The sequence below is a fragment of the Luteimonas sp. MC1750 genome, from assembly GCF_016615955.1.
Classification (GTDB): Bacteria; Pseudomonadota; Gammaproteobacteria; order Xanthomonadales; family Xanthomonadaceae; genus Luteimonas.
Map to the genome: position 1 here is coordinate 2,170,144 of NZ_CP067113.1, position 25,060 is coordinate 2,195,203.

General features: G+C 69.3%; 23 protein-coding genes and 1 pseudogene. 3 read left to right on the forward strand and 21 right to left on the reverse strand.

Going from position 1 to position 25,060, the window contains the following annotated elements:
- Positions 1-12 precede the first annotated feature (12 nt).
- The 14 genes from rpmI to JGR68_RS10220 all read right to left on the reverse strand — a co-directional run bounded on the left by rpmI (position 13) and on the right by JGR68_RS10220 (position 13,203).
- A complete protein-coding gene (gene rpmI / locus JGR68_RS10155; protein WP_055249161.1) occupies positions 13-210 on the reverse strand; it encodes a 50S ribosomal protein L35 in 198 nt (65 codons plus the stop codon).
- 239 nt (positions 211-449) lie between these two features.
- Complete coding sequence (gene infC / locus JGR68_RS10160) at positions 450-1,037, reverse strand: translation initiation factor IF-3 (protein WP_199359889.1); 588 nt, start codon at positions 1,035-1,037, stop codon at positions 450-452.
- Positions 1,038-1,061: 24 nt separating this feature from the next.
- Complete coding sequence (gene thrS, locus JGR68_RS10165) at positions 1,062-2,966, reverse strand: threonine--tRNA ligase (RefSeq protein ID WP_199359888.1); 1,905 nt, start codon at positions 2,964-2,966, stop codon at positions 1,062-1,064.
- A 241-nt stretch (positions 2,967-3,207) separates the two neighbouring features.
- Entirely contained in the window at positions 3,208-4,209 is a 1,002-nt protein-coding gene (locus tag JGR68_RS10170) for a type IV secretion system protein (RefSeq protein ID WP_199359887.1), read from the reverse strand.
- A 7-nt stretch (positions 4,210-4,216) separates the two neighbouring features.
- Positions 4,217-4,843, reverse strand: coding sequence for a hypothetical protein (locus tag JGR68_RS10175; protein ID WP_199359886.1), 627 nt, complete (start codon positions 4,841-4,843; stop codon positions 4,217-4,219).
- A 159-nt stretch (positions 4,844-5,002) separates the two neighbouring features.
- The gene (locus tag JGR68_RS10180; RefSeq protein WP_199359885.1) at positions 5,003-7,441 is read right to left on the reverse strand and encodes a VirB4 family type IV secretion/conjugal transfer ATPase; all 2,439 of its coding nucleotides are present in this window, start codon (positions 7,439-7,441) and stop codon (positions 5,003-5,005) included.
- Positions 7,438-7,743 (reverse strand): VirB3 family type IV secretion system protein, encoded by a 306-nt coding sequence (locus JGR68_RS10185; protein ID WP_199359884.1) that lies wholly within the window; start codon positions 7,741-7,743, stop codon positions 7,438-7,440. Before JGR68_RS10185 ends, JGR68_RS10180 begins: the two co-directional genes overlap by 4 nt.
- The gene (locus JGR68_RS10190; protein ID WP_199359883.1) at positions 7,736-8,131 is read right to left on the reverse strand and encodes a TrbC/VirB2 family protein; all 396 of its coding nucleotides are present in this window, start codon (positions 8,129-8,131) and stop codon (positions 7,736-7,738) included. Before JGR68_RS10190 ends, JGR68_RS10185 begins: the two co-directional genes overlap by 8 nt.
- A gap of 54 nt (positions 8,132-8,185) precedes the next feature.
- Positions 8,186-8,935, reverse strand: coding sequence for a lytic transglycosylase domain-containing protein (locus tag JGR68_RS10195; protein WP_199359882.1), 750 nt, complete (start codon positions 8,933-8,935; stop codon positions 8,186-8,188).
- A complete protein-coding gene (gene virB11 / locus JGR68_RS10200) occupies positions 8,932-9,987 on the reverse strand; it encodes a P-type DNA transfer ATPase VirB11 (RefSeq protein ID WP_199359881.1) in 1,056 nt (351 codons plus the stop codon). Before virB11 ends, JGR68_RS10195 begins: the two co-directional genes overlap by 4 nt.
- Complete coding sequence (locus tag JGR68_RS10205) at positions 9,987-11,135, reverse strand: TrbI/VirB10 family protein (RefSeq protein ID WP_199359880.1); 1,149 nt, start codon at positions 11,133-11,135, stop codon at positions 9,987-9,989. Before JGR68_RS10205 ends, virB11 begins: the two co-directional genes overlap by 1 nt.
- Positions 11,132-11,902: a TrbG/VirB9 family P-type conjugative transfer protein gene (locus tag JGR68_RS10210; protein WP_199359879.1), complete on the reverse strand. Its 771-nt coding sequence runs from the start codon at positions 11,900-11,902 to the stop codon at positions 11,132-11,134. The genes JGR68_RS10205 and JGR68_RS10210 overlap by 4 nt, the downstream gene beginning before the upstream one ends.
- Complete coding sequence (locus JGR68_RS10215; protein ID WP_199359878.1) at positions 11,899-12,744, reverse strand: type IV secretion system protein; 846 nt, start codon at positions 12,742-12,744, stop codon at positions 11,899-11,901. The genes JGR68_RS10210 and JGR68_RS10215 overlap by 4 nt, the downstream gene beginning before the upstream one ends.
- 42 nt (positions 12,745-12,786) lie before the next feature.
- Positions 12,787-13,203: a hypothetical protein gene (locus JGR68_RS10220; RefSeq protein ID WP_199359877.1), complete on the reverse strand. Its 417-nt coding sequence runs from the start codon at positions 13,201-13,203 to the stop codon at positions 12,787-12,789.
- A gap of 271 nt (positions 13,204-13,474) precedes the next feature.
- Between JGR68_RS10220 and JGR68_RS10225 the strand changes: the two genes are divergently transcribed.
- A complete protein-coding gene (locus JGR68_RS10225; RefSeq protein WP_199359876.1) occupies positions 13,475-14,746 on the forward strand; it encodes an alkaline phosphatase family protein in 1,272 nt (423 codons plus the stop codon).
- Between the two features lie 86 nt (positions 14,747-14,832).
- Here JGR68_RS10225 and JGR68_RS10230 read toward each other — a convergent pair whose 3' ends face one another.
- From JGR68_RS10230 to JGR68_RS10255, 6 genes and pseudogenes are all read right to left on the reverse strand, one after another.
- Complete coding sequence (locus JGR68_RS10230) at positions 14,833-15,186, reverse strand: RidA family protein (RefSeq protein WP_343225112.1); 354 nt, start codon at positions 15,184-15,186, stop codon at positions 14,833-14,835.
- Positions 15,181-16,095, reverse strand: a pseudogene (locus JGR68_RS10235) (M14 family metallocarboxypeptidase); the annotation flags it as partial. The pseudogene JGR68_RS10235 and the gene JGR68_RS10230, both read right to left, overlap by 6 nt.
- Positions 16,096-16,144: 49 nt before the next feature.
- Positions 16,145-17,812, reverse strand: a complete 1,668-nt coding sequence (locus tag JGR68_RS10240) for a serine hydrolase (RefSeq protein WP_199359875.1) — start codon at positions 17,810-17,812, stop codon at positions 16,145-16,147.
- 64 nt (positions 17,813-17,876) lie between these two features.
- Positions 17,877-18,464: a hypothetical protein gene (locus JGR68_RS10245; protein WP_199359874.1), complete on the reverse strand. Its 588-nt coding sequence runs from the start codon at positions 18,462-18,464 to the stop codon at positions 17,877-17,879.
- Between the two features lies 1 nt (position 18,465).
- Complete coding sequence (locus JGR68_RS10250) at positions 18,466-18,936, reverse strand: sigma-70 family RNA polymerase sigma factor (protein WP_199359873.1); 471 nt, start codon at positions 18,934-18,936, stop codon at positions 18,466-18,468.
- Positions 18,937-19,092: 156 nt separating this feature from the next.
- Positions 19,093-21,222 carry an N-acetylmuramoyl-L-alanine amidase gene (locus JGR68_RS10255; protein WP_199359872.1) on the reverse strand — a complete coding sequence of 710 codons (2,130 nt, stop codon included), beginning with the start codon at positions 21,220-21,222 and terminating at the stop codon, positions 19,093-19,095.
- Between the two features lie 198 nt (positions 21,223-21,420).
- Here JGR68_RS10255 and JGR68_RS10260 point away from each other — a divergent pair, with 198 nt between their 5' ends.
- Positions 21,421-22,341 (forward strand): hypothetical protein, encoded by a 921-nt coding sequence (locus tag JGR68_RS10260; RefSeq protein WP_199359871.1) that lies wholly within the window; start codon positions 21,421-21,423, stop codon positions 22,339-22,341.
- 32 nt (positions 22,342-22,373) lie between these two features.
- Here the strand turns inward: JGR68_RS10260 and JGR68_RS10265 are convergent, their stop codons facing one another.
- Positions 22,374-23,639, reverse strand: a complete 1,266-nt coding sequence (locus JGR68_RS10265) for a formimidoylglutamate deiminase (protein ID WP_234446494.1) — start codon at positions 23,637-23,639, stop codon at positions 22,374-22,376.
- Between the two features lie 119 nt (positions 23,640-23,758).
- On the opposite strand from JGR68_RS10265, the gene hutI reads away from it, so the two are divergent.
- Positions 23,759-24,982 carry an imidazolonepropionase gene (hutI, locus tag JGR68_RS10270; protein WP_199359869.1) on the forward strand — a complete coding sequence of 408 codons (1,224 nt, stop codon included), beginning with the start codon at positions 23,759-23,761 and terminating at the stop codon, positions 24,980-24,982.
- Positions 24,983-25,060 lie beyond the last annotated feature (78 nt).

The window sequence follows — 25,060 nt, forward strand, 5'->3', positions numbered from 1 at the left end:
GTTCAGTCCTCCTCAGAGATACGGCAGCATGCGGTCGAGACGACCGGAGTCGCACGCCGGGATGTGGTTCGTCTGGCGGAGGTTGCGCTTACGCTTCGTCGCCTTCTTGGTCAGGATGTGGCTGCGGTTGGCATGGCCCGCCTTGTACTTGCCGGAAGCGGTCTTCCGGAAGCGCTTGGCCGCGCCCCGATGCGTCTTGATCTTGGGCATTGCTGTGTCCTTGTCGGTACGTCTTCTACTGGCCCGGGCGGTGGCCTGCGCCACGCTTTCCGTCCTGCCCTTGCCGGTCTGATGGCCGCGGTTCCATGGGAATCGTGGCGGGTCCAACCGGCCCACACGCGCAAGGCGTGCGGACCGAGCCGCGCATTATGCATGCGCGCGGCTTCTGTTTGCAAATCAGGAGGCCCTGCCTGCCGCTGCGGCCCTGGCGCACCGGGCGGCGCGCAGGGTCACTTCTTCTTGGGCGCGATCATCATGACCATCTGGCGGCCTTCCAGGCGCGGGCGCGACTCGATCACGATGTCCTCGCCCAGGTCGGCCTCGATGCGCGCGGCCATGCCGCGGCCCAGCTCCTGGTGGCTCATCTCGCGGCCACGGAAACGGATGTTGACCTTGATCTTGTCCCCTTCCTCGAGGAACTCGCGCATCTTCCGCAGCTTGATCTGGTAGTCGCCCTCGTCCGTCACCGGACGGAACTTCACTTCCTTGATCTCGACCTGCTTGGACTTCTTCTTGGCTTCGTTCGCGCGCTTCTGCGCCTCGAACCGGAACTTGCCGAAGTCCATGATCTTGCAGACCGGCGGATCGGCGTTGGGCTGGATCTCGACGAGGTCCAGTCCTTCTTCCTCGGCCATGGCGACGGCTTCGTCGCGCGTGAGCACGCCGATCATCTCGCCGTCCGAGCCGATCACGCGTACGCGGGGTACGCGGATTTCGAGGTTCCTGCGGTTCTGCTTGTCCGGGGTACTGATATTGCAATCTCCGTGGGTGGCACTTCTGGCTGGGTCCGCTTCCGGGACCCAAGGCGCCTGCCGCATGGCAGGCACCGGGCTACATGATACTCAGGGACCCCGCTCCGCGTGCAGGCGGGCCGTGAAATCGGCCAGCGGCATCGAACCCAGGTCCTCCCCTGCCCGCGTGCGGACGGCGACCGCGCCCTGTTCCTTCTCGCGGTCCCCCACCACGAGCAGGTACGGCACGCGCGCAAGCGTGTGCTCGCGGATCTTATAGCCGATCTTCTCGTTCCGCAAATCCGATTCGACCCGGAGCCCTTGATCCGCAAGGGTTTTCCGCACCTCGGCGGCCCAGTCGGCTTGGGCGTCGGTGATGTTCATCACCACCGCCTGGACCGGGGCCAACCAGGCCGGGAAGGCGCCGGCGTGGTTTTCGATCAAGATCCCGATGAAGCGCTCCATCGAGCCCACGATGGCGCGATGCAGCATGACCGGCGTGCGCTTCTGGCTCTGTTCGTCGACGTATTCAGCGCCCAAGCGGCCGGGCATCATGAAATCGACCTGCATCGTGCCCAGCTGCCAGGTGCGGCCGATGGCGTCCTTCAGGTGGTACTCGATCTTGGGGCCGTAGAAGGCGCCCTCGCCGGGCAGCTCCTGCCACTCGACGCCGGCGGCGGACAGCGCATTGCGCAGCGCCGCTTCGGCCTTGTCCCAGGTGGCGTCGTCGCCAAGTCGCGATTCCGGGCGCAGGGCCAGCTTCACCTGCACCTCGGTGAAGCCGAAATCCTGGTAGACCTTCATCGCCTGGGCGTGGAAGTCGGTGACCTCGGACTCGATCTGCGCCTCGGTGCAGAACACGTGGCCGTCGTCCTGGGTGAAGCCGCGTACGCGCAGGATGCCGTGCAGCGCACCCGAGGGCTCGTTGCGGTGGCAGCTGCCGAATTCGCCGTAGCGGATGGGCAGGTCGCGGTAGCTGTGCAGGCCCTGGTTGAACACCTGCACGTGGCCCGGGCAGTTCATGGGCTTCACCGCGTAGGTCCGCTTCTCGGACTCGGTGAAGAACATGTTCTCCTTGTAGTTGTCCCAGTGGCCGGACTTCTGCCACAGGCTGACGTCGAGGATCTGCGGGCAGCGCACCTCGCCGTAGCCGCTCGCGCGGTAGACGCCGCGCATGTACTGCTCGACCACCTGCCACAGCGCCCAGCCCTTGGGGTGCCAGAACACCAGGCCCGGCGCCTCTTCCTGCAGGTGGAACAGCTCCTGGGCCTTGCCGATGCGGCGGTGGTCGCGCTTCTCGGCCTCCTCGATGCGCAGGACGTAGGCCTTGAGCTGCTTGGCGTCGGCCCAGGCGGTGCCGTAGATGCGCTGCAGCTGCTCGTTCTTCGCGTCACCGCGCCAGTAGGCACCGGAGGTGCGCAGCAGCTTGAAGGCCTTGAGGAAGCGCGTGTTCGGCACGTGCGGGCCGCGGCACATGTCCACGTATTCCTGGTGGTGGTACAGGCCCATGGCCGTGACCTCGGGACCCATGTCCTCGATCAGGCGCAGCTTGTAGTCCTCGCCGCGGGCCTGGAACGTGGCGACCACCTCGTCGCGCGGGGTCATGCGCTTGATGACGTCGTACTCGGTGTCGATCAGCTCACGCATGCGCTGCTCGATCGCCGCCATGTCCTCGGGCGTGAACGGCTGCGCGCGCCAGATGTCGTAGTAGAAGCCGTCTTCGATCACCGGGCCGATCACCATCTTGGCGTCCGGGTACAGCTGCTTGACGGCATGCCCGACCAGGTGGGCGCAGGAGTGGCGGATGATCTCCACGCCCTCGGCGTCCTTCGGGGTCAGGATCTGCAGGCTGGCGTCGCGGTCGATGAGGTCGGAGGCGTCGACCTGGCGGCCATCAACCTTGCCGGCCACGGTGGCCTTGGCCAGGCCGGGGCCGATCGACTCGGCGACCTGCAGGACGGTGACGGGGGCTTCGAACTCGCGGCGGCTGCCGTCGGGGAGCGTGATGGTGATCATGGGGTCTGTGGGTCTACTCGTGCGGGGCGGCGCGCGCGGGGAGGAGGTCGCGCGGATCGCGGGCATGGAAAAGGCGCCACGCGGGCGCCTTCCGGATCGGCCGCGGGCGGGGTCAGCAGTGGGCGGTGGTAGTGTCCATGTCGCACGCTCGGCCGGCGCGTTGGCGCGGGCCACCTCTCTCCCGGATGCCGCCCGATTCTAGCCCAAACCCGGCGGGCCGACAGGGCCGGGCGGCCCGGTTTCAGCCCGCGCGCCCTGCGACCCCGGGTGGCAGGCCCGAGCCCGGCGGCGGCGCCTGGCTTCCGGTCGCCACGCCCACGGCGTTGTAGGGCGAGAACTGGCCCAGCACCCCGTTGAAGAACATCGCCGCCATCGGCGGGGCACTGACGATGAGCATCGTGAGGATGAGACCGAGCCCGCCCTGCTGCAGCGCCATCGACGACAGACTCTCCTGTGGTGCACCGGTCAGCCAGTCCGCGACCCAGAACGCGACCCCCACCGCGATCAGCATGTCCATGGCCAGCGTGACCATGACCGTCAGGAGCGCCAGCGAGAACAAGGTTCCGAGTCCGTAGTACAGCCACTTACTGAAAAGCTGGCGGGTGGCGCGGAACAGCAGGCACAGGATGAAGATCGGCCCCAGCCCGACCACGAGTGCGATCGCGACCTTGTTCAGCAGCAGCATGGACGCGGCGATGATCGCCGGGCCACCCAGCCCGACCCCGGCAAGCCACATCGCGCGCGACTTCCGCTGCTCGGTGATGAGGTCGCCGCCGTGGTCGATCGCATCGATCACCTGCAGGGCCACCTGCATGATCGCCAGTGCCCGGTCGATGTCATCGTATGCGCCACCGTCCTCGTCGCCGGTCACCACCTGCGTCACCACATCGCCCAGCCCGTCGGTCAGGATGCGGTAGGTCGATCCCCCGCCGGCAGCCGCGCCGGTGGCGATACCGATCACCAGCACCGCCTTCAGCGCATCGCCCACCAGCGCCATCATCGGCTCGCGCGAGAGACCGGTGGCGATGCGATAGCCCTGCACCAGGATCCACAGCGTCAGCAGCGTCAGCGCCGCGGACCCGGCGACGGTCACCACCCGCCCAAGCAGGTTGCCGGCGAACTCGCCGATCTCGTCGTCGAGGAAGCCGTTGATCTCCTGAAAAAACACCATATTGGGCAGGCCCTGGACCTGGGCCCAGTCCATGCCCGTGGCGGCGAGCCCCACCAGGCTGTCGATGGACACCGGCGCCCTACCGTTCGCGCTCGCGCGCGCCGCGCAGGGCCAGCTTCAGCAGCGCGCCCTGCACCAGCGGATCGGTGGCGGAGCCGCTCCCGAGCGCCTCGTTCGCAAGCCGGACGTGGTTGTCCCGCAGCCCTCGAAGCGCGGAATCGTAGGCGCTGGTCAGCCGCTCGCCGCTCTGGACGTCGTTCTGCAGCTGGCCCTGGATCGAGAGGATGCGATTGGTATTGGATGCCAGCTTGCCCTCCTCTTCCTCGCGGATGCCGTTGCGCTCCTCGTAGGCCGCCCTCAGCTCCTGGTCGCGTGCGTTGACGTCGTCCAGCATCGCGACCAGGGCATTGAAGCGCCGGTTCTCGGTGCGCACGATCGACACGCAGTACGCATGCAGTTCCGCCCCCTTGGGAGCTTTCGGAGCCGTGGTCCCGCAGCGCTCGGCCACGCCTTCGTCCGCGGCCATCTCCCTGAAGTTCTCGCGATGACCCTTCTCTCCGTCGTAGCCCTGGCCGGTCACCAGCGACTGCTCGAACTGCTTGTCCAGCGACCGGAGCTGCTCGCCCTGCTGCTTGTAGTCCTCGATCATCTGCTGGTACTGCGCAACCCATCCCAGCGCCGTCTTGACCGTGTGGGGAAGATCCACGACGGCCCACTGCGCGGACGCAGGCGCCGCCGCGACACAGCCCAGTGCCGCCAGCACCACTCCAGCCATCCACCTGCGGGGCTTCCGTGCCCCTGCGACGTCCCTGTCACGCATGTCCCACTCCCTGGGTTGAATTGAACGGGGTTTTTTTCAACGACCTCATGGTGCCAGGACGGGCGACCGCCGCCCTTTCCTCTGCGACTGGAACGCCTCCAGCCAGTCCTCGGGGCCCAGCGCGTCCTGCGCGACCCCGAGCTGCGCTGCGCGCGACGCCATCACCGCGTGCATCACGCCGATGTTGTCGGTGGAGGCCGAGACCACGGCCAGGACGTCGTCCAGCCCGTCCAGGTCGAGCCGACACACGGCCGAGGCGTGCCCCTGCTTGACGAGGAAACACCGTGAGCGCTCGTCCAGGGCGACGACCACGCGGTACTCCGCGTCAGTCAACTTCAGCCCCTCGACATAGTCCTTGCGGCTGGCGTTCGGATTGGGCAACAGCACCAGGGTCGCCGTCTGCTCGACGATGGCGGCGGCGATGTCGCTCGCCAGCGCGTCCTCGGGGCTCTGCGTCGCGAAGATGCCAAGCCCGTTCTGCTTGCGGATGGTCTTCTGCTTGTTGCGCGCGAACTCCTTGAGCGCGCCGCCACCATCGAGGATCTTCCAGAACTCGTCCATCACATAGATCAGGCGCCGGCCATCGATGATGCCCTCCAGCCTGTGCAGCAGGTAGCGCACGACCGGAACCCTCACCTCGGCGTTGTCGAGAATGTCGGTGTAGTCGAAGCCGATGATGTTCGCACCCGACAGGTCGACCGTATCCCGCGGGTTGTCGAACACCCATCCCAGGCTGTGTCCGGAGGTCCATCGGCGCAGCCGCGCGTAGAGGCCGTCGTCACCCATGTTGGGAAGGCTCTTCTGCAGGTTCGCGATGCTGCGCAGGTGTGCAGGCGTGTCCAGCATGCCGTCGACGGCGCGGAAGATGTCCTCCTCCTCGCGTGCGGTGTAGGCCGGCTTGCCGGCGAGCAGCTTCACCAGGTCGGCAAGGAATTGCACGTTCGCCTCGCTCCGCTCGCACTGCAGCGGATTGAAGCCGGTGGGCTGACCGTTCTCGAGAGCGAGGTAGTTCCCGCCACAGGCCCGGACAAAGATCTCCGCGCCACGGTCCTTGTCGAAGAAGAACACCGTCGGCGCAGGGTCGAGCTTCTGCGACTGTGCCAGCAGGAAGTTGACCAGGGCGGTCTTTCCGGTGCCGGACTTGCCAATGACGAGGGTGTTCCCGAGGGCCTTCTCGCCGAGCGAATCCTCGGCGGGGTGCGTGGCGTGGAAGTTGAAGTGGTAGGGCTGGCCGTTGCTCGCCTGCAGGGTGGTGATGCACTCGCCCCAGGGGTTCCCCGACGCCTTGCCGCTGGCGAAGTTGTGCAGCGGCGACAGGCCGAGGAAGTTGAGCGAACTCACGTTGGCCAGCCGGGTCCGGTAGCGCCAGTTCGCGGGCAACTGCGCGTAGAACGCCGATGCCACCGCCAGGTCCTCCTTCGCCGACACGAAGCCGGCATTGGACAGCTCGGCGCGGGCCTCGGCGATGTTGCGCGAGAGGTCCTCCTGGTTCTGTGCGTGCACCGCGAGGCTGAAGTGGTACTCGCCCAGCACGAAATTGCCGGAGGCAAGCTGGTCCATCGCCTGGTCAAGTTCGACGATCTGGCTGACGGCGCGGTCGCCCGAGGAGACCATCATGCCCTTGGTCCGGTCGAGCACGCGCAGCGCGTCCTGGCGCCCCATGGGACTGAACGACTGCGTCAGCACGTACTCGAAGTCCAGGTATTTCAGCCCGTTCAGGATCCCGGGCCAGGTCGCCTCGCTGTATTCCTTGATGGTGAGGAGGGCGCCGTACGCGTACTGCCCTTCCGGCAGGGCCACGACGAAGTCCCCCGTCCGGGCCGAGAACGTGTGCCGGCTGACGGCGAGGTAGTTGGCGACCGGCGCCGCGAGGACCGGCACCGGCTCGTCCAGGCGGTTGATGATGTAGCCGAAGAGCTCGAGCACCTCGGAGAAGACGACGCCGTTCTCGCGCTCGTACATGCCCAGCCGCCGTGGCGCATAGTCCTTGAGCACGGCTTCCACGTTGCCCGCGAGCTCATGCAGGCGGTCCGTCGCCTGCCGTTGGGCCGCGGCGAGCCGGCCGATGTCGGACGACCGTTCCACCAGCCGCCGCCCGGCCACGACCGGCCGGTAGACCATGGTCAGGTAGAGGTCGTTCTGCAGCGCCTCCCGCGCAGCGAGCTTGTGGAAGTAGGCGTCCGAGAGCGCCTGGTTGAAGGCGCCCTTGAAACGTCCTCCCCCGTCGATGCGCCGCCGCCGCCGGATGTCGTGGGTCCAGAAGGCGACGTTGGCAAAGTCGGGCGCGCGCAGCGTCTGCAGCATGCGATTGAACGTGGCGTGGCGATGCTCCAGATCCCATTCCTCCCGCCCGACGAACGGAAGCCCCTCCAGGCGCCAGCAGACGAGGTAGTCACCCCCCGTGGTCTTCACCACGTCGCTGGCGACGTGGCTCGACAGCGGGACGAACTCGCCAATCGCGGCGTCGGCTGCGCGCGCGTTCACCGCCGGCCTCCGGCCCCGCGTCCGGCGAGCGGCGCGAACGACCAGTCACCGCGGCGCACATGGCGGTTTCGCACCTTGGCCAGGAGCTGCCAGCGCAGGCCGATCAGCCTGAAGATCATCTCGTCGCGCCGGGCCATCTGGCGCATGCCCAGGACCACGAGCGGCATCAGCACCAGCAGGAGCAGGTTCACGTAGACGGCCAGCAACAGGCACGCGCCTGCCCCGACGAAGAACGGGACGTAGGGCACGCCCAGGAACATCGCCGGCCGGGTGCAGCCGCGGAAGAGCACGTCCCTACGCATGGAACACCGGCAGCACCGCATCGATCATCGCCGTGCACTCGCCCGCTTCGGGTCCCAGCAGCATCCGGGCGATCTGGGCCGCGGCACCGATCAGCAGCCCGCCCACGAGGATGGGTGCGACGTCTGAAATCCGCTTGTGCGCAAAGGCGATCTGGTACCCGGCGAAGATGATCGCGATGGTGACCACGGCGATCGATGCCATGTTCAGCAGGCCGTTGACGTTGTCGAAGAAGCCGCAGACCTTTGCGTCGGCGCCTCCAAAGGCCTGCGCGAATGCCCAGCCCGGCGCCATGCCGAGGGCCGCCAGCATGCCTGCGGACGGTCGGGGGTGGGGGCGGCTGCGCTGCAGGCTGCTGACGAAGCCGGTGCGTTGGATCCAGGTGTTCATGAGGCGTCCTTGCGTTGGTGGTGACTGGGACCGAGCGTCCTGCTGCGGCTTGAATCAGAAGACAAAGGCGGAATCGGCAAGCTGGGCGCCGGCCGCTGGCGCCGGCACAGCGGCGGCAGGCGGCGACGCTGGCGGGTGTCCCCCGGTGACGTGCGGCACGAATGGGCCGTCGGGTGAACGTTCGTCCGACCCGGGCTGGGAGTGCTTCGCGGGCACCGGCGGCGTGTCCATCTCCAAGGCCGGCCCCGTTGGCGGACCGTCGGCCCGGCCGCGTCGCTCGCGAAGACTCGCCAGCCCCGGGCCCGGAGCCGTCGCTCCACGATTTCCAAGGACCGGGATGGCCGCGGCGTCCAGTCCGTTCACCCGCCCGGCAGCCTGGATCGAGCTCTGGATCTTCTGCACGTATCCGTCGCGGAAGCCGCGGACGAAGTTGCCGGAGTAGTAGCAGCTGAAGGCCTTGCCCCAGTGGCCCCCGGCACGGACGTGGCAGTCCGCAAGTATCCGTGACCCGGCCGCCAGGTTTTCGCAGGCGGAGAACGCCCTCTCGTAGCTGTCGAGTCCCTGGGGCGCCAGGTTGTGGCGGTTCACCTGCGCCAGGCCGAGCGAAAAGTTGTAGCCCTCGCGCTCCAGACGTGCCGCCGTCGCCACGGCTTCCTCGAGACTGCGCGGCTGCCGCTCCAGCCGGGCACCCACGACGCCGATGGCGTAGGGATTGAACGACGACTCCACGCGGACGACGTGCTCCATGACGTCCATGGGGACCGCAAGTTCCTGGCAGGCCAGCATTTCGAGGCCGGGGATCATGCAGCGCCTCCCTTGCCCGCCGCCTTCGCGAGCGAAGCTCCGAACTCGACCCCGGTGATATGCCGATGCCCCCCGTGGGCGCTGACATGGACGACGATGTCGATGGTCATGGCGAGCAGGCGACGGATGGTGTCGAACTCAAGGCCCGCGCCTTCGTCGGAGGCCTTCACCATCAGTGCCAGCTGGTCCCAGGTCTGCGATGTACTTCCGGCATGGCAGCTGGTGATCGAGCCGGGATGCCCCGACGCGCAGTTGCGGATGAAGTAGAACGCCTCGTCGCCGCGCAGCTCGGCCAGGATGATGCGGTCGGGCTTCATGCGCAGGCACGCCTCCATGCAGGACTTGGCCGTCACCTTCGCAGTCCCCTGCCCGCCCTTCGAATACAGCAGGTGCACGGCGTTGGGTTGGCTGATGAACAGTTCACGGGCGTCCTCGATGGTGACCAGGCGCTCGTTGGCCGGAATGTGCTCCACCAGCGCCTTCATGAGCGTGGTCTTGCCGCTTCCGGTTGCGCCGGAGACGACGATGTTCCGTCGCAGCTGCACCGCACGCCGGAAGAACTCCGCATGGCGGCCAGCGGAATGGAGTTCAAGCAGCGCGTCGTCGTCCTTGCACGTGCCGCGTCCGGAGCGCATCGACGCGAAGAACCCTTCCGACTCATAGTCATCCAGCCGACGGACCTGGCGTGACGGAAGCCGGATGGTGATGGACACCGCGCCAGCCTCGCACGCGGGCGGAATCACGAACTGCGCACGCTGACCGGTCGGAAAGGTCAGCGAGACCACGGGCTCCGCGTCGGTGATGCGCTGGCCGGTGTCGCTTTCGTTCACGACGGCCGTACAGAACTGGCGCGCCCGTTCCAGGCTCAGGCCGGGCACCGCCACGCGCTGCCAGCCGCCGCGCCGCTCCAGCCAGACTTCACCCGGGCGGTTGATGCAGATCTCGGTGACATCCGTTGCATCCATGTACGCCGCGATGCCCAGCGCCTGGTACTGGTAGTCGAGGAAGGCGGCGCCCCCGGAAGGCTGCAGCGCATGGGCAGGAACGGCCATCACAGTCGCGCCACGACCGCGGAGAAGTCCACGTCACGGGCCACGTAGACGTTGAGCAGCGTGCCCTGTCGGATCGTGACGGTCGGAGGCCGGCGGTTGTCCAGCGCCTGGTTGGCGAGCCGCTCCAGCGTGCGCGCGGTGCTGCTTTCATAGGGAGACTGCAGCACAACCCCACCTTCTCCGATCACCGTGCTGGCTGGGCCCTCCTTGGCTGCCGCATATTTGAAGGCATCGCTGACCAGGCTGACCAGCAGCGCAGAGCCGATCCTCGAACCCCAGTGCGCGCTGTAGTGGCCGGGATGACCGGCCCCGCCCAGGCCGTCCACTCCCGGACTTGCCATGCTGATGTCGATCCCGTTGGGCGTGGTGATGCGGTCCCAGACCACGGCCACGCGGGGGCCCAGCGGTTCCGAGTCATAGCGACCAAGCACCTTGGAGCCGCTTGGCAGCAGGAGGCGGCGACCGTTGATCGAATACACGGGTTCGGTCACCACGCACGAGGTGAAACCCGGCACGTCGGTGACGATGCGTGTTTCCAGCACGCAGCGGATGTAGGTCCCGCGCACCAGCAGCGCGTCCGGCCGGGCGATGGGGCGTGCCGCCGTGGTCGCAGCCGCTGCGGGCGCCTCCGTATCCTGCGTCTCGGCGCCGGGCAGGCCGGCCAGCATCGCCTGCATATAGGGGTTGGATGCCTGGCTCGTATCGGTGGTGCTGCTGCGGCGATCACGGAGGCTCGGTCCGGACGGAGCCTGCACAAGCGACGGTGAAGGCATGCTCCAGGGCGACGGCCGCAGCGTCGACGGTTCACCGGAAGGCAGCGGCACGACGGGCACGGGCTCCATCGGCATCGGCACGGGCGGCAGCGACGGTTCGGCTGTCACGCCGATGCGCGGCAGCTCCGGAATCACGACCTCCTGCTCGCGTGGCGCCTGCGTGGCCGCCTCGTCGCCGCCAACCGCACGGAGCATGCCGACGATGGCGAGCACCAGCAGGAGGACGATCGCCGCGAGGAACACCAGCGCCTTGCGGTTGAGCCGCTGCACGTCCTCCGGCCGCAGCACGGGGGCCGATGCGTCCAGGTCGGGCGCGGCCTGACGCGCCGCATAGTGACCAGGTCCTGCAGCCCCCTGCTCGCTCGATGCCGTCATCGCGCCGTCCTCCTGATTCCAACCACGTCATCGCCATGGCGCACCACGAGGAACGGCCAGGTGCCGTGCACGATGAGCACATCGCCTTCGACGGTGGTGTTGACCACGAACTCGTCCCCGTCCCGGCTGCTCCGTCCGAACACGGCCGGAAAGGTCCCCGTCGGCAGCGCCACCTGGCGGCTCATGCGCAGATAGGTGAAGCGGCCATCGTCGTAGACGTGCATCGGCACGAGCCAGGGCGGCGCCCGGCGGGCCGCCACGTCGTAATCGAAGTTGTAGAGCCTGTCCGGCGACAGGGCCGTGCTTTGTCCAGGCTCGACGGGCGCGGCCGCTTCCTCCGCGGGTCCGAATGCCGCGTCGGCCGGATAGCGGAAGCCGACGCGGTACTGCACCCCGGCGCGCCGGACCTGGTCGAGACTGGTCCAGTCCGCGGCCACCACCTTCAGTTCGAAGATGTAGGCATGCGCGCGCGTGCGCACCAGCATGTTGGTGTCGACGTCGCCATCCCGGGGGCGGAGGTAGAACACATTCCCGCGCCGAGTCAGGTCCCAGCCGCTGCTGAATCCGGTGCTGAAGTCGAGGATCTCTTCCGCCGGATCGAGTTCGATCTGGGTGGTGATGCCCAACGCGGTGCGCACCGGGTAAATGCCGCCGGGGACGTAGTCGAAGGTATCCACCTGCGGAGGCGCAGCGCCCTGCTGCGCAGTGGCTGCCGGAGGCGAGAGCAGGCCTGCGCAGAGCACCAACCCGGCGAGGAACGATTTCATGGTGCGCCCTCCGCTTGCGCCGACACCGCCGGCCCGTCGCCCATGACCGGCAGGGGGTTTACCGGCTCTTCCGCGGAAGGCGCGCTGCTGAAGACTTCCGGCTCGCTCTCCGCAGGAGGCACGGCCGCGAAATCGGCGTCGACGCGGTAGCTGGTGACCTGGAAGCCCAGCGGGTTCTCCAGCCTGTCCGGTTCGTCCATGCGCAGCGCCAGGTTGTAGCCGAAGCCAAGCGTCGCGATGCGGCTGTCCAGCGGCCGGGTGGCACCGCTGGCCTTGTCGTAGACGCTGCGCTGGAAACGCACGGTCGCGCCGCTCGGGATGCCATCGGGTCCATCGATGAGCTGGATGCTCAGGATCCGCACGCGGATGGCGCGGCTCCGGCCATAGGTACTGAACGGGCTTGACGGGTTGTTGGCCGCATGGAGCGCGGCGTATTCCTTGCCGACCTCCGGTGCCGACATCGCGTGCACGGCGCGCCAGTCACGCAGGTTCATCATCGCCACGTCGTAGGACTCGCGCAGCGTGATGAAGCTGGCGACGTTCGCGCGGGCGATCGCCTCGCTCGCGCTGAGGCTGCGATGGCGGAAGTTCTCGTCCAGCCGCGCCACGGTGGCGTTGCCGCTGGAGGCATCAGCCATCACCAGGAACGGCACGCGCTCCTTCAGCGGCATCACCTTGAAATAGCCGGCCCCCAGCAGCAGCGCGAGGGTCGAGGCCGTGGCCGCAACCCACCAGGCGCGCCGCTCGCTGCGAGCCGCGAGGTCCGCAATGCTGGTTTCATAGTTGACCGCGCGGGCGACCGCATCCCCGATCGCCGGCCCTGGCTGCTTCTGCTTGAACATTCTGCAATCCGTGCAATGTCCCGCGTCCATGTGCTGCGCCTGTCAGCTCCCCGGCGCACCCCGTGCCACGACCACCAGGCGCTCACCCTCCAGCCGCATGACGACGCCTTGAGCATCGAATGCCTGGGCCAGCTGCGCGAGCGCATCGGCAAGCGCGTGCGCACGCACGCCACGCACGGGCTGGTGCAGGCTGAAGTCCGATGGATGCCGGTAGTCCAGTTCGCTGCCGCTGTCACGCGCCCAGCGCGTGAGCAGGGTATGCAGCGTGCCGTCCATGGGCGACGCCTGGTAGACAGGCGTGACGGCCAGCGGGATGGCTTCCGTCGTGACCGCGTAAGCGTTCACGGGCGCCCAGCGCCCGCTGAAATCACGCGCCTCGCGACCGGCGCAGGCGGATGTTCCCGCCAGCGCCGTCGCGACCACGGCCACCCAGGCCAATCTGTCGGGCTTCCTGCCCATTCCACCTCTCCCTGGCCTAAACCCCTGAATCAAAGCGGCCGGAACGATCCTTGTCCTCGGCCGTGCTGCCCCGTCCGCCACGTTCACCGCGGCTGCGCGACCTGTTGCTCCCCTCGCGCCACGCTTCGAACGCTACGCCCGCGCCGGTTGCGGTTCAATACGGGTCTTGCTGCATTTGTGTGACTTGGGCCAGAGAACAGAGAAGTCTGACGAGGCTTTCAGATGCATGCGAGCCATCGAAGCCGTCATTCGCGGGCCGTATCATGTGCGCATGCATCCATTCGCACCTTGCGCGGCCGGGCGCGCCGCCTTTTCCGCCATCCTCGCCATCGTCCTGTCCGCCTGCAGCGCGGGGCCCGACGCTCGCCTGGCGGACGCCTCCGGACACGTGGTGGCGCGGACGCCCGCGCTGCTCCTGATCTCGATCGACGGCCTGCATCCCGACCGGATCAACATGGCGGACGCGCCCCACGTCGCGCGCCTCGCCGCTTCCGGCGTCCAGGCGCGCTGGATGACACCGTCCTACCCCAGCCTCACCTTCCCCAACCACTACACCATCGCCACCGGCCTGCGCCCGGACCGCCATGGCATCGTCCACAACTCGATGCACGACGCCGAGCTCGGCACCTTCCGCCTCTCCGACCGCGACGCGGTGGGCACCAGCGACTGGTGGGGCGGCGAGCCGATCTGGGTGGGCGCGGAGAAGGCCGGCCTGCCCACGGCCACGATGTTCTGGCCCGGCTCGGAAGCCGAAGTGGCCGGCGTGCGGCCCACGCGCTGGCACGTGTACGAGGAGTCGGTCCCGGCCGCCGAGCGTGCGGCCACGGTGGCCGACTGGCTGCTGGAAGGCGAGGCGACGCGCCCGCGCCTGGCCACGCTCTACTTCCACGCCGTCGACACCGCGGCGCATACGCAAGGGCCGGATTCCGAAGAGGCCCGCGAAGCGCTGGCGGACATCGACGCCGCCATCGGCGAGCTGCTCGACCGGCTGCAGCGCGGCGGCCGGCTGGCGCACACCAACATCATCCTGGTCTCCGACCACGGCATGGCGCCGGTGCCGCCGGGACAGCAGGTTTCCGTCGGCGACATGGTGACGATGGAGGAGGCCCGCCTGGCCAGCATCGGCCAGGTGATCCAGGTGCAGCCCAATCCGGGTTTCGAGGCCCGGGTGGAGGCGCGCCTGCTGGGACGCCACGACCACTACGAGTGCTGGCGTCGCGACGCCCTGCCCGCGCGCTGGCACTACGGCACGCATCCGCGCATCCCCGCCATCGTCTGCCAGATGGACGAGGGCTGGGACGCGCTGCCGCCGCAGGTGATGGCGGCGCGCGCCGAAGGCGGCACGCGCGGCTCGCACGGCTACGACCCGGCGCTGCCGTCGATGCGCGCGGTGTTCATCGCCAGCGGCCCGGCGTTCCGCCAGGGCGCGGTCATCGATCCGATCGACAACGTCGACGTCTATCCGCTGATGGTGCGCCTGCTCGGGATTCCCGCCGCCGAGAACGACGGCGACGACCAGGCCCTGCTGCCGGCGCTGCGTTGAGCGGAACGGTCGGGCGCGGGCAGCGCCTCTTCGGTGGCTGCGCGCCCCGTGCTTCACCGGGCCGGGCCCGGGCGCCGGTGCCGCGCTCAGGCGGCGGCGGTGACCACGATCTCGACCTTCCAGCCCGGGTCGGCCAGGCGGGCTTCGACGGTGGCCCGCGCCGGTGCGTGGCCCGGGACCACCCACGCGTCCCACGCACGGTTCATCCCGTCGAAATCGGCGATGTCGGCCAGGTAGACCTGCGCGCGCAGGATCCGCGTGCGGTCGGTCCCGGCCTGCTGCAGCAGCGCGTCGATCGCCTCCAGCACCTCGCGGGTCTGGACCTCGATGTCCGCGCCCGCGGTTTCCGGCACCTGGCCGGCCAGGTGGACGACCCCGGCATGGATGCAGGCCTCGGACATGCGCGGGCCGGCGTCGATGCGCGAGACGTGCTGCGCCAGCGCGAAGTCGAGCGCGGCGCGCACGGCCACGGCCTGGGCAAGGTTGCACTGCTCGGGCGTCGCGCGCGGGCTGTCCGGATAGACCTCGGTGGTCGTGGTGTAACGGGCGCCGGAAACGCCGGCGCACAGCCCCAGGGCGACGACGTCGTACTCGATGACCCCCGGCGCCACCACCGGCGAGCCGATCAGCGTGCCGTCCGGATCCGCCGGTGCGATGTGGGTGACCCGCGCCACCGCGTCGATCACCGCCTTCTGGAACGCCGGGCGCGGGTTGCGGCTGTCGTCGACCAGGTAGAAGCCGTCGGGAATCGTGCCGGGCTCGAAGGCCTTGCCGTCGCGCGCGGCGAGCGCCGGGCGGAACTCGCTCTCGTCGCTGCCGGTGGTTTCATGCAGGTCGACGTGCACCAGCACGCGGCCGCGCAGCGGCGCGACCAGGTCCATCAGTGCCGCCGACTCGCGGGCGGGGCTGTCCGGACGGAATGCGCGGTTGGGATCGACGGCCTCGGCATTCCAGCGCTGGAAGCGCTCGTAGCCCCATGGGCTGACGCAGGGGACGATAAGCAGGTTGGCGCGCCCGGCCCAGGCACCCGCATCCTCGCCAGCGAACCGCAGTGCACCGTGCACGCCGCTGGTCTCGTAACCGTGCACGCCACCGGTGACCAGGGCCACCGGAAGCGCTTCGTCCCAATCGCGGCTGCGCAGGGCGAACAGCGGGTAGCGGCCGTCCGCTCCGTAGTCCAGTTCGCCGTACTGCACGACGTCGTAGCGCTCGCGCAGCCCGTCGATCGCGGTGACCACATCGTCGCGGTAGCTGCGCTGGATGCGCTGGCGCGCGCGCCAGGCGGTTGTTTCAGCGGCACCCCAAGGCGTGCCCGGGGTACCGATGGTGTCGAGGCTGGTCTGGTTCATGCCCCCATTCTAGGGCTTCATGTCCAGCTGCCCGTGTCCGTGGCCGCCCTCAGTCGCGCGGCCCGCGCAGGATCTGCCCGCCCTGGTGGAGCTCCAGCGATGCGACGCCACCCTCCACGCCGCGGATGAACACGATGCCGATGCCGAAGGCCGGTGCATCGAAGCGGTCGGGGCCGGCGGCCTCGAGCGCGAACTCGCCCTGTCCGGTCGCCTGGGCGAACAGACCGCCATCGCGGCCGCGTACGCTCAGCACGAAGCCCGGCATGAGCGTGTAGTCACCGGCATACGCCGCGAGCGCGTCGGCCGGGAGTGCCTGCCGCCGCGGCGCGACCCCGTCGGCATCCAGCCGCGTGGCCGGCATCGCGCCACCGCCCTGCATCCAGGTGAAGGCATGGCTGCCGTCGGGCCGCCGCTGCGGCTTCAGCAGCGCATCCACCGCGAGCGGATGGAAGTCTCCGGCGCTGTCGTAGGCCAGCTCGAACTCCGGCTGCCCCTCCGCCTGCGCGAACAGCTTGCCGCCGCGCTGGCGCAGGCTGATCTTCATCATTCCCTGCAGCTGGTACTCGCCGGCCAGGCCGTCGAGCAGGGCCGGCGGTGGAGCCGCTGCGGTCCGTGGCTTGCCAAGCGGCAGCGACGCGTCCACCAGGTGCAGCGCGAGGCTGCCCAGGCCGCCGATGGCGGTCCAGCTGGTGTCGGACAGCACCACCACCCCGCGCCCGGCCTGGCGGTCGACCGAGACGAAGGAGGAGAACCCGCCCGTGCCGCCCTCGTGCACCAGCACGCTGCGGCCGGCCACCGGCATCAGCATCCAGTTCATCGCCATCGGCGGCTGCCCGCCGAGCGGCTGCTGCGCCAGTTCGATCGCCGCCTGCAGCGGGGTTTCCGACGGGTCCAGGTTGGCGTGCACATAGGCGACCATGTCGTCGAGCGTGGCGCGCACGCCGCCGGCACCGGCAAGCTCCGTCGGAAGGGTCCACGCGGGCGCGGGCAGTCCATTGGGGGTATGGCCGCCGGCCGCGCGCGTGCCATCGGGTCGCCGCGCGATGTAGGCGCCCTCCATCCCCAGCGGCTCGAACAGGCGGGTGCGCACCAGGGTCTCGAAGTCGAGCCCGGCGCGATGGGCCACGGCATGCGACAGCAGCATGGAGGCGAAGTTGGAGTACGCGAACCGCGTACCCGGCGCTTCCGCCAGGTGCACGTCGCCAAGCGACGCCAGCAGGTCCTCGAGCGTCAGGGCGGCATAGGGATCGGCCGGATTCGGGACCTGCATGCGCGACGGCAGCGCCGGCAGTCCACTGGTATGCATGACCACGTGGCGCAGCAGGATCGGTTGCCCCTCAAACTCCGGCACCGTGGTACCGGCCGGGAGCCACGCCGCCAGCGGGTCGTCGAGCGAGCCCTTGCCCTGCACGATGAGGTCGGCCAGGAGGGTCGCGGTCATGGTCTTGGCGACCGATCCGATCTCGAAGGCGCTGTCGGGCCCGATGCGCGTCAGCTGCGCGGGGGGGTCGGCACAACGGAAGGCACGCGCCACGGCTCCCTTGTCGATCACGGCCGCCGCCATGCACGCGCCCGTGCGGTCGCCGGCCAGACGCTGGTCGACAACCGCGGCGAGCGATGCGTCATCGGCCGCGTGGGCGTTGCACGTCGCGACCATGGCGATCGCGATAGTGATGGCGGCAGATACGGGGGCGATCGCGATGTGCCGGGTGACCATGGGTCCTTCCTCCTGTCGATGCTTGCGTGTGGGTGACGAATGCAGGGCGCGATCTGTGACGCGCTCAACCAGCGTCCTGTTCGAGCTCGCGGATCTGCCGTCGCAGCGTGTCGGCATGGGCGCGGAACCGCGTCCGCGCCGTGCGCCGGTTGAGCCACGCGATGCCGGCATACAGCAACAGGGCGGACGCGATGTAGATCAACGCCCCCTTTGTCACGCCATCGCGCGCAAGGGTCAGGCCGACAAGCCCGGTCGCCGGCGGCGTCAGGTACCACAGCCAGACTCGCTCCAGCATGCGTGCCTGCTCCAGCGCCGCGTCACGCTGGCGGCGCAGGTGATCCAGTATCGACACGGCCCGGCCATCCACCTCGGCTGCAAGGCGCGCGCGGCGCAACTGGAACGGCAGCCACGCGGCCCACGCGACGATCAACAGCGCGAACCCGGCCTGCACCCACTCGCGTTCGGCCATGGTTCCGACCGCTGTCAGTGCGAAGAAGATGACCACGACGACCGCAGCCACCGTTTCCACCATGTCGCGCCGGCGCACCTTCTTCCACAATGAGGCATCGAGCGCCCGCAGCTCGTCCACCGCCATCAGGGGAGCCGCGGGCGCGGCGTCGCGCCACTGGTTGCGCATCTTGTCCCAGTCCACGTCAGTCCTCCAGGAAACGTTGTTCGAACAGCTGCCGCAGGCGCGTCATGCGCACGGCCACCGCATTGACGCTCAGCCCCAGCACTTCGGCCACGTGCTCGCGCGGCAGGCCTTCAAGATCGAGCAGCAGCACGCTGCGCTGCACCGGGTCGAGCATGGCGAGGAAGGCGTCGAGCACCGCGAGTGGATCTCCGGCATGGCCGCAATCACCCGGCTCGGGGACGTCGTCGAGCGCGTGGTAGTCGCGACGCGGCTTGCGCACATGGCTGAGTGCGGTATTGAGCGCCACGCGGTACAGCCAGGTGGAGCGCTGCGCGCGGCCATCGAAACTGTCGAAGCTCCGCCAGAGCTGCAGCTGCATCTCCTGCAGCAGGTCCTGCCAGTCGTCGGGGCCTGCATAGCGCCGCGCAAGGCGCACGAGGGCGCCGCGGTTGTCCTCGACCATGGCGGTGAACGCCGTTTCCCTGTCCATCCGGTTGCGAATGCCTTTCTGCTGGGTCTCGAAAGGATTGGTCGCAGTGACCGGCGGAAATTTTCATCGGCCGCGCTGCGTGGCCGGACATCATGCCTGCGGACGGTTCCCGCAGGAGCGGCGGCCGGCATTGCACCGGCCGCCGCGGGTGACGCGTTACTGGCTCCAGACGCCCTGCTGGGCGGTCCAGAACAGCGTGCGGCGCTCGAAACGCTGCTTGCGGCCGTTGCTGCCGTGGGCTTCCTCTGCCGCCAGCGGATAGCCGAAGGCGGTTTCGCGACCGTTGTTCTCGAAGTGCGCCAGGATCGCCCCGTGCACGGGATGCGCGTCGGTGGCAGGCGACCACAGGAACAAGCCGTTCTCGAAGTACTGGAACTTGCCCCGTTGGCCCGACACCGGCGACACCGCGGCATCGAGCTCGTCGATGAGCGCGAAGCCCCAGCGCGTTTCCGAGCCGCTGGCGCGGAACCGGTCGAGGATCCTGCCGTTCACCGCGAATGCGCCGGTACGCGAATGCCACAGGATCATGCCGTTCCTGAACTGCTGGAAGCGGCCACCCAGCTGCGCGGCGGCTTCGGCGAGCTCGGGCACGCCCAGGCGGCTGCGCACGCCACCCATGGCGTAGTACTTGGTGGCGATCGCGCCGTGCGGCAGCACTTCGCAGCGCGGCAGGTCGTAGCCGGCGTTGTCGCGTGCCTCGTCGTTGCCCCATCGCGACAGGTAGTAGGCCGAGACGAACTGGTTGGCCGGCCCCACGTCGAGGTCGGTCTTCAGCCACCAGCGGTTGAAGCTGGAACCACTGCGGATCTCGCGGCCCAGGCTCTTGCAGTACACGTAGTGCGTGCCCTGGTTCAGGGTGCCGCTCTGTGCGGTGCTGGTCGGCGAGGGGAAGCCAGGGGCCGCGGCCCAGGTGTCGACCGTATAGGTCGGCGTGGCCGCCGGCGGTGGGGCGCCGTTGTTGATCAGGGTGTAGAAGTTCGCCCACGGGAAATACCGTCCCGGGTCGTACCGGTTCTGGTTGCTGGTCAGCATGCCGTGGCCCTTGATGCGCACGTTGTCAGGCACGACGCGCCAGTAGTCGTAGCCGGGCCCCTGCCAGGCCGAGGCGCAGTTGACCGGCTGGCGTGCACAGATGCTGCGGGTGAGGCGCGCTGACGCGTTCACCATCGCGGCCGTCCAGTTGCCGGCGTCGGCTGCACGTCCGTCATGTTCGATGCCGATGGTGTAGTTGTTGTGGTACGCGGCGTGCCAGGCCTGGTGGTGTTCGCGCACCATCTGCGTGACCTGCCCATCCGAGCGCCGGATCACGTAATGCGCGGAGACGTTCGCCGTCGGGTTCTGGAACCAGGAAATGCCGCCGGCGTAGCTGCCCTCGATGGTATGCATGATCACCGCCGAGCGGCTGTTGGCGGCGGTGCTGTAGTTGGTCGAGTGCGCCGGGTTCCAGATCGCCTCGCCGAAATCGAGCGCAGCCCGGCCGATGTTGCCGGGCCTGGCAGTGGCGCGCGCAGGCGTGGCCAGGGCGGCCGGTTCGTCGAACGCGGTGACCGCATCCGCCGCGTAGTCCATGCGCAGTGCCGGGGCCGACAGGAGCGCGAGGCGCTCGCGCGGGAAGGCGCGCGCCATCTCCACCGGCATCGCCGGGATACGGACGCCGTCGGCATCCACGCCCCGCGCCAGGGTCTGCAGGACCTCATAGGCGAAGCTCTGGCGCGCGAAGCCCTGGATGTTGCCATCGCCGCTGCCGTAGCCGGCATACCGCGCCAGCGCACCCGCCATGGCTTCGACGCCATCGTCGACGCGCCCGGAATGGCCGTCGGCCTTCGCCGCGCGCGCCAGCAGCGCGGCGGCCGCCAGGATGTTGGTTTCCGGATCGAGCATCACCAGCCGCTCGCTCACGCCAAGCAGCTTCGCGCCTTCGGCAACCTGGTTGGCGAAGCCCTCGCCACGATAGAGCCCCATCACGCCGTGCGATGCGGGCATGTGGCGGTGCCCGGATGCCTCGTGCGGATCGGGCTGCACATGGGTCCAGTTGGTTTCCGCATAGGCGATGGCTTCCAGCACACCGCGTGGCAGCGACGGGTAGCGCTCGTAGGCCTGCTCGAAATAGTCCGGATAGGCCGCGCGCTCCCTGGCCTGCAGGGCGATTGCGGCGCCCTGCTCCTGTTCGAGCGCCCGGACCCCGGCCGCCAGCGCCTTGTCATCCCTGGCGGCATGGGCGCCCGCGCTGCCCAATGCCGTGGCGGCCAGCAGCATCGCGGCTGCCGGCAACTTCAGTGTCTTCATGGAATCTCCCTTCCTGCTGTCCGTCGTGGCCCCCTGGTGCGGCCACGGGACCACAGCGGCACGGAGGGCGCCACATGGGGCAATCCCGATGCGGCGCCAATCCGCGAGCGTTGTCGCACCTAGGCCCGCCCCCAGCTTGTCCGTGGGGGCCCGGGTCCAGAGACTCGCTTCGATCCAAGGACGAGAAGGTGCCCACCCATGCTGCAGCCGATCATCCAGGACGCCCTCCGCGCCGCCGACCAGTTCTTCCGCCAGATCCAGGCCGAACTCGATCCGTCGCGTGGTCATGTCGCGCCGCGCGATGCCGGCTTCGACCAGTCGGTCAGCGGCGCGCAGCCGCACTGGGGCTTCGATGGCGCGATGGCCGACATCGCCAGCGCGGTCTATGCGCGCAGCGATGCGCCGGGCTGGCAACGCATGGGTGATGGCGAGCTGGCCGCTGCCGGCATCGACCCGGGCCCGCTCTATGCCGACGGCATGGAAGCGGGCGTCTATACGGACGGCAATGGCCGCTTCGTGGTCGCCTACGCCGGGAACGACACCGGCGGCGTGGAGGACGTGGGCACGGTGATCGCGCAGTCGGCCGGCTTCCAGACCAGGCAGTACGACAACGCCGTTGCACTGGCGCACCAGGCGGAGAACGCCTTTGGCGGGGACAACGTGGTCTACACCGGCCACTCGCTGGGCGGCGGACTGGCCTCGCTCGCGGCCGCGGCCACCGGCAGCACCGCGGTGACCTTCAGCGCGCAGGGCATCCACGACAACGTGCTGCGCCAGCATGGCCTCGACCCGGTGGTGACGCGCCACCGCGCCGACCAGGGGCAGATGCGCCACTACAGCATCGACGGCGACTTCGCGAGCTTCGTGCAGCGGCAGATGCCGATCTTCGACATGCTGCCCGACACGCTGGGTACGCACATCCAGTTCAACAACCCGGCGGGACTGTCGAACATCCCCGACGCGCACAACATCGCACCGTTGAAGGCGCAACTCGAGGCCAAGGCCTCCTACCGGCTGGAGTTCACCGATCCGGTTGAACGCGTGCTGCAGGAAGTCTATTCCACGGTGACGTCGATCATCGCCAATGCTTGGCGTGCGGTGGCGCCCCCGATCGTCTGATCCACGCGGGCGGCCTGCAGCGGCGGTGGCGGCTACGCTCCCTGCAGCAGCCTGCCGACGGCCTCCCGGTACCGCGGCAGCACCAGGTCGCGCGCGACGTGCATGCCATCGGCCACCACGCGTCGCCCGCCCACGCGCACCTCGCGCACGGCCGGGCGGTTGCCGCTGAAGATCCAGCGGTCTGCCACGTCGGCCGCGCCCGCGCCGGCGAGCAGCGGGGAGCCCGCGTTGAGCACGATCGCGTCGTCCTCGACCGCGAAACCGGTGGCGTTGCTGGCGCTGGCCAGGGCGCCGTGGAGCAGCGCTTCGCCCACGCTTGGGGTCGCGGCCGACACCGCGATGTTGCGACGCTGGCGCAGCAGGCGCTGGCCGTATTCCAGCCAGCGCAACTCCTCCACCGGCGACACCGAGATGTGCGAGTCGGAGCCGATGCCCCATGCACCGCCGGCATCGAGGAAGTCGCGCAGCCGGAACAGGCCGTCGCCGAGGTTGGCCTCGGTGGTCGGGCAGATGGCGACCGTGGCACCGCTCCGCGCGATGCCCGCAACCTCCCGGTCGTTGAGGTGGGTGGCGTGCACCAGGGTCCAGCGCGTGTCGACCGCCGCGTTCTGCAGCAGCCACTCCACCGGCCGCAGGTCGCGCATGGCGAGGCAGTCCTGCACTTCGCCAACCTGTTCGGCGACATGGATATGGATGCGTGCATCCGCCGGCAGCGCGGCGAGGACCGCACGCATGGCGTCCGCCGGCACCGCACGCAGGCTGTGCAGCGCGCAGCCGATGCGAAGCATCCCGTCCTCCTCCTCCGCACGCAGCGCATCAAGCAGCCGCAGGTACGTGTCCACGCCATGGCCGAACCGTTTCTGGCGCTCACCCAGCGGGCGGCCATCGAAGCCACCGGTCATGTACAGCACCGGCAGCAGGAGCAGGCGGATGCCGGTGTCGCGTGCGGCCTGGACCAGCGCGCGCGACATCGCCGCCGGATCGTCGTAGGCACGCCCGTCGGGCGCATGGTGCAGGTAGTGGAACTCGCACACGGTGGTGTAGCCGGCTTCCAGCATTTCCACGTAGAGCTGGCTCGCGACTGCATGCAGCGTGTCGGGATCGAAGCGCGCCGCCATGCGGTACATGGTCTCGCGCCAGGTCCAGAACGAGTCCTCGGGATGCGTCTGGCGCTCGGCAAGGCCGGCCATGGCGCGCTGGAAGGCGTGCGAGTGCAGGTTCGCGATCCCCGGCAGGCGCCAGCCACCGTCGACCTGCTGGACGAGGACGGCGTCATCGCGGGCGGGACGTGCGGTCATGGCGGGGCGATCCGGCAGCAGGGTGCGATAGGCTACCGCGTCGACGCCAGACGAGGTCCGCGCCATGCCACATCCGCCCGACGCCCTGTTTGCCCGGGCCCTTCCCAGCGGGGTCCTCGATGGTCGCTGAGCGCTGGGATGGCCTCCTGACCGGCGCACGAGTGGCGACCCTGGACACGGACGAGGGTTACGGCCTCATCAAGGACGGCGCACTGGGCTGGCGTGACGGACGCATCGTGTATGCAGGCGCGATGGCCGGTCTTCCGGCGGCGCCTGCCGCACTGGCGCGCGAGGTGATCGACGCCGGCGGCGACCTGGTCACGCCCGGCCTGGTCGATTGCCACACGCATCTCGTGTTTGCCGGCGACCGCGCCGGTGAGTTCGAGCAGCGCCTTTCGGGCGCGGGTTACGAAGAGATCGCGCGCGCCGGTGGCGGCATCGTGTCCACGGTGCATGCCACGCGCGCGGCCGACGAGGACGCGCTGCTCGCGCAGTCGCTGCCGCGCGCGCGCGCCCTCGTCGCCGATGGCGTGACCACGCTGGAGCTGAAGTCGGGCTACGGGCTGGATTTCGACAACGAGCGCAAGATGCTGCGCGTGGCCCGGCGGCTGGGCGAAATCCTCGGCATCCCGGTCCACACCACCTTCCTGGGCGCGCATGCACTGCCGCCGGAATACACGGGCGATGCCGACGCCTATATCGATGCGGTCTGCGCCTGGCTGCCCCGCCTGCACGCGGAGGGCCTGGTGGACGCCGTCGATGCCTTCTGCGAGCGCATCGGCTTCAGCGCCGCGCAGACGCGCCGCGTGTTCGACACCGCGCGCGGGCTGGGCCTGCCGGTCAAGCTGCATGCCGACCAGCTGAGCGATGGCGAAGGCGCGGCGCTCGTGGCGGAGTTCGGCGGGCTCTCGGCCGACCATGTCGAGCACACCTCGGCGGGCGGCGTCGCGGCGATGGCCGCCGCCGGCACCGTGGCGGTGCTGCTGCCGGGCGCCTTCCACGTGCTGCGCGAAACCACGCCGCCGCCGATCGACGCCTTCCGTGCCGCCGGCGTCGCCATGGCGATCGCCACCGACTGCAATCCCGGCACCTCGCCGCTGATGTCGCTGCGGCAGGCGATGCAGCTGGCCTGCACGCACTTCCGGCTGACGCCGGCCGAAGCGCTCCGCGGCGCCACCCTGCACGGCGCGCGCGCACTGGGGCTCGATGACCGCGGCGTGTTGCGCGCGGGACTGCGCGCGGACTTCGTGCGCTGGCGCGTGCGCGAGCCCGCGGCGCTCTGCTACTGGTTGGGCGGCGCGCTGGTGGAGTCGGTGCATTGCGCCGGGCGGCGGCTGGCGTGATCGTGCACCGTGCACCGCCTGCATGACCACGACGCCAGCGCCTTGCGCCACCTTCGCCGTCCATCCCTGCGCGCCGGC

Bases quoted from the DNA above. Each gene is read 5' to 3' on its own strand.
- rpmI (WP_055249161.1), bottom strand. From the start codon at position 210: ATGCCCAAGATCAAGACGCATCGGGGCGCGGCCAAGCGCTTCCGGAAG.
- infC (WP_199359889.1), bottom strand. From the start codon at position 1,037: ATGCGGCAGGCGCCTTGGGTCCCGGAAGCGGACCCAGCCAGAAGTGCC.
- thrS (WP_199359888.1), bottom strand. From the start codon at position 2,966: ATGATCACCATCACGCTCCCCGACGGCAGCCGCCGCGAGTTCGAAGCC.
- JGR68_RS10185 (WP_199359884.1), bottom strand. From the start codon at position 7,743: ATGCGTAGGGACGTGCTCTTCCGCGGCTGCACCCGGCCGGCGATGTTC.
- JGR68_RS10190 (WP_199359883.1), bottom strand. From the start codon at position 8,131: ATGAACACCTGGATCCAACGCACCGGCTTCGTCAGCAGCCTGCAGCGC.
- JGR68_RS10195 (WP_199359882.1), bottom strand. From the start codon at position 8,935: ATGATCCCCGGCCTCGAAATGCTGGCCTGCCAGGAACTTGCGGTCCCC.
- virB11 (WP_199359881.1), bottom strand. From the start codon at position 9,987: ATGGCCGTTCCTGCCCATGCGCTGCAGCCTTCCGGGGGCGCCGCCTTC.
- JGR68_RS10205 (WP_199359880.1), bottom strand. From the start codon at position 11,135: ATGACGGCATCGAGCGAGCAGGGGGCTGCAGGACCTGGTCACTATGCG.
- JGR68_RS10210 (WP_199359879.1), bottom strand. From the start codon at position 11,902: ATGAAATCGTTCCTCGCCGGGTTGGTGCTCTGCGCAGGCCTGCTCTCG.
- JGR68_RS10215 (WP_199359878.1), bottom strand. From the start codon at position 12,744: ATGTTCAAGCAGAAGCAGCCAGGGCCGGCGATCGGGGATGCGGTCGCC.
- JGR68_RS10220 (WP_199359877.1), bottom strand. From the start codon at position 13,203: ATGGGCAGGAAGCCCGACAGATTGGCCTGGGTGGCCGTGGTCGCGACG.
- JGR68_RS10225 (WP_199359876.1), top strand. From the start codon at position 13,475: ATGCATCCATTCGCACCTTGCGCGGCCGGGCGCGCCGCCTTTTCCGCC.
- JGR68_RS10240 (WP_199359875.1), bottom strand. From the start codon at position 17,812: ATGGTCACCCGGCACATCGCGATCGCCCCCGTATCTGCCGCCATCACT.
- JGR68_RS10250 (WP_199359873.1), bottom strand. From the start codon at position 18,936: ATGGACAGGGAAACGGCGTTCACCGCCATGGTCGAGGACAACCGCGGC.
- JGR68_RS10255 (WP_199359872.1), bottom strand. From the start codon at position 21,222: ATGAAGACACTGAAGTTGCCGGCAGCCGCGATGCTGCTGGCCGCCACG.
- JGR68_RS10260 (WP_199359871.1), top strand. From the start codon at position 21,421: ATGCTGCAGCCGATCATCCAGGACGCCCTCCGCGCCGCCGACCAGTTC.
- JGR68_RS10265 (WP_234446494.1), bottom strand. From the start codon at position 23,639: ATGACCGCACGTCCCGCCCGCGATGACGCCGTCCTCGTCCAGCAGGTC.
- hutI (WP_199359869.1), top strand. From the start codon at position 23,759: ATGGTCGCTGAGCGCTGGGATGGCCTCCTGACCGGCGCACGAGTGGCG.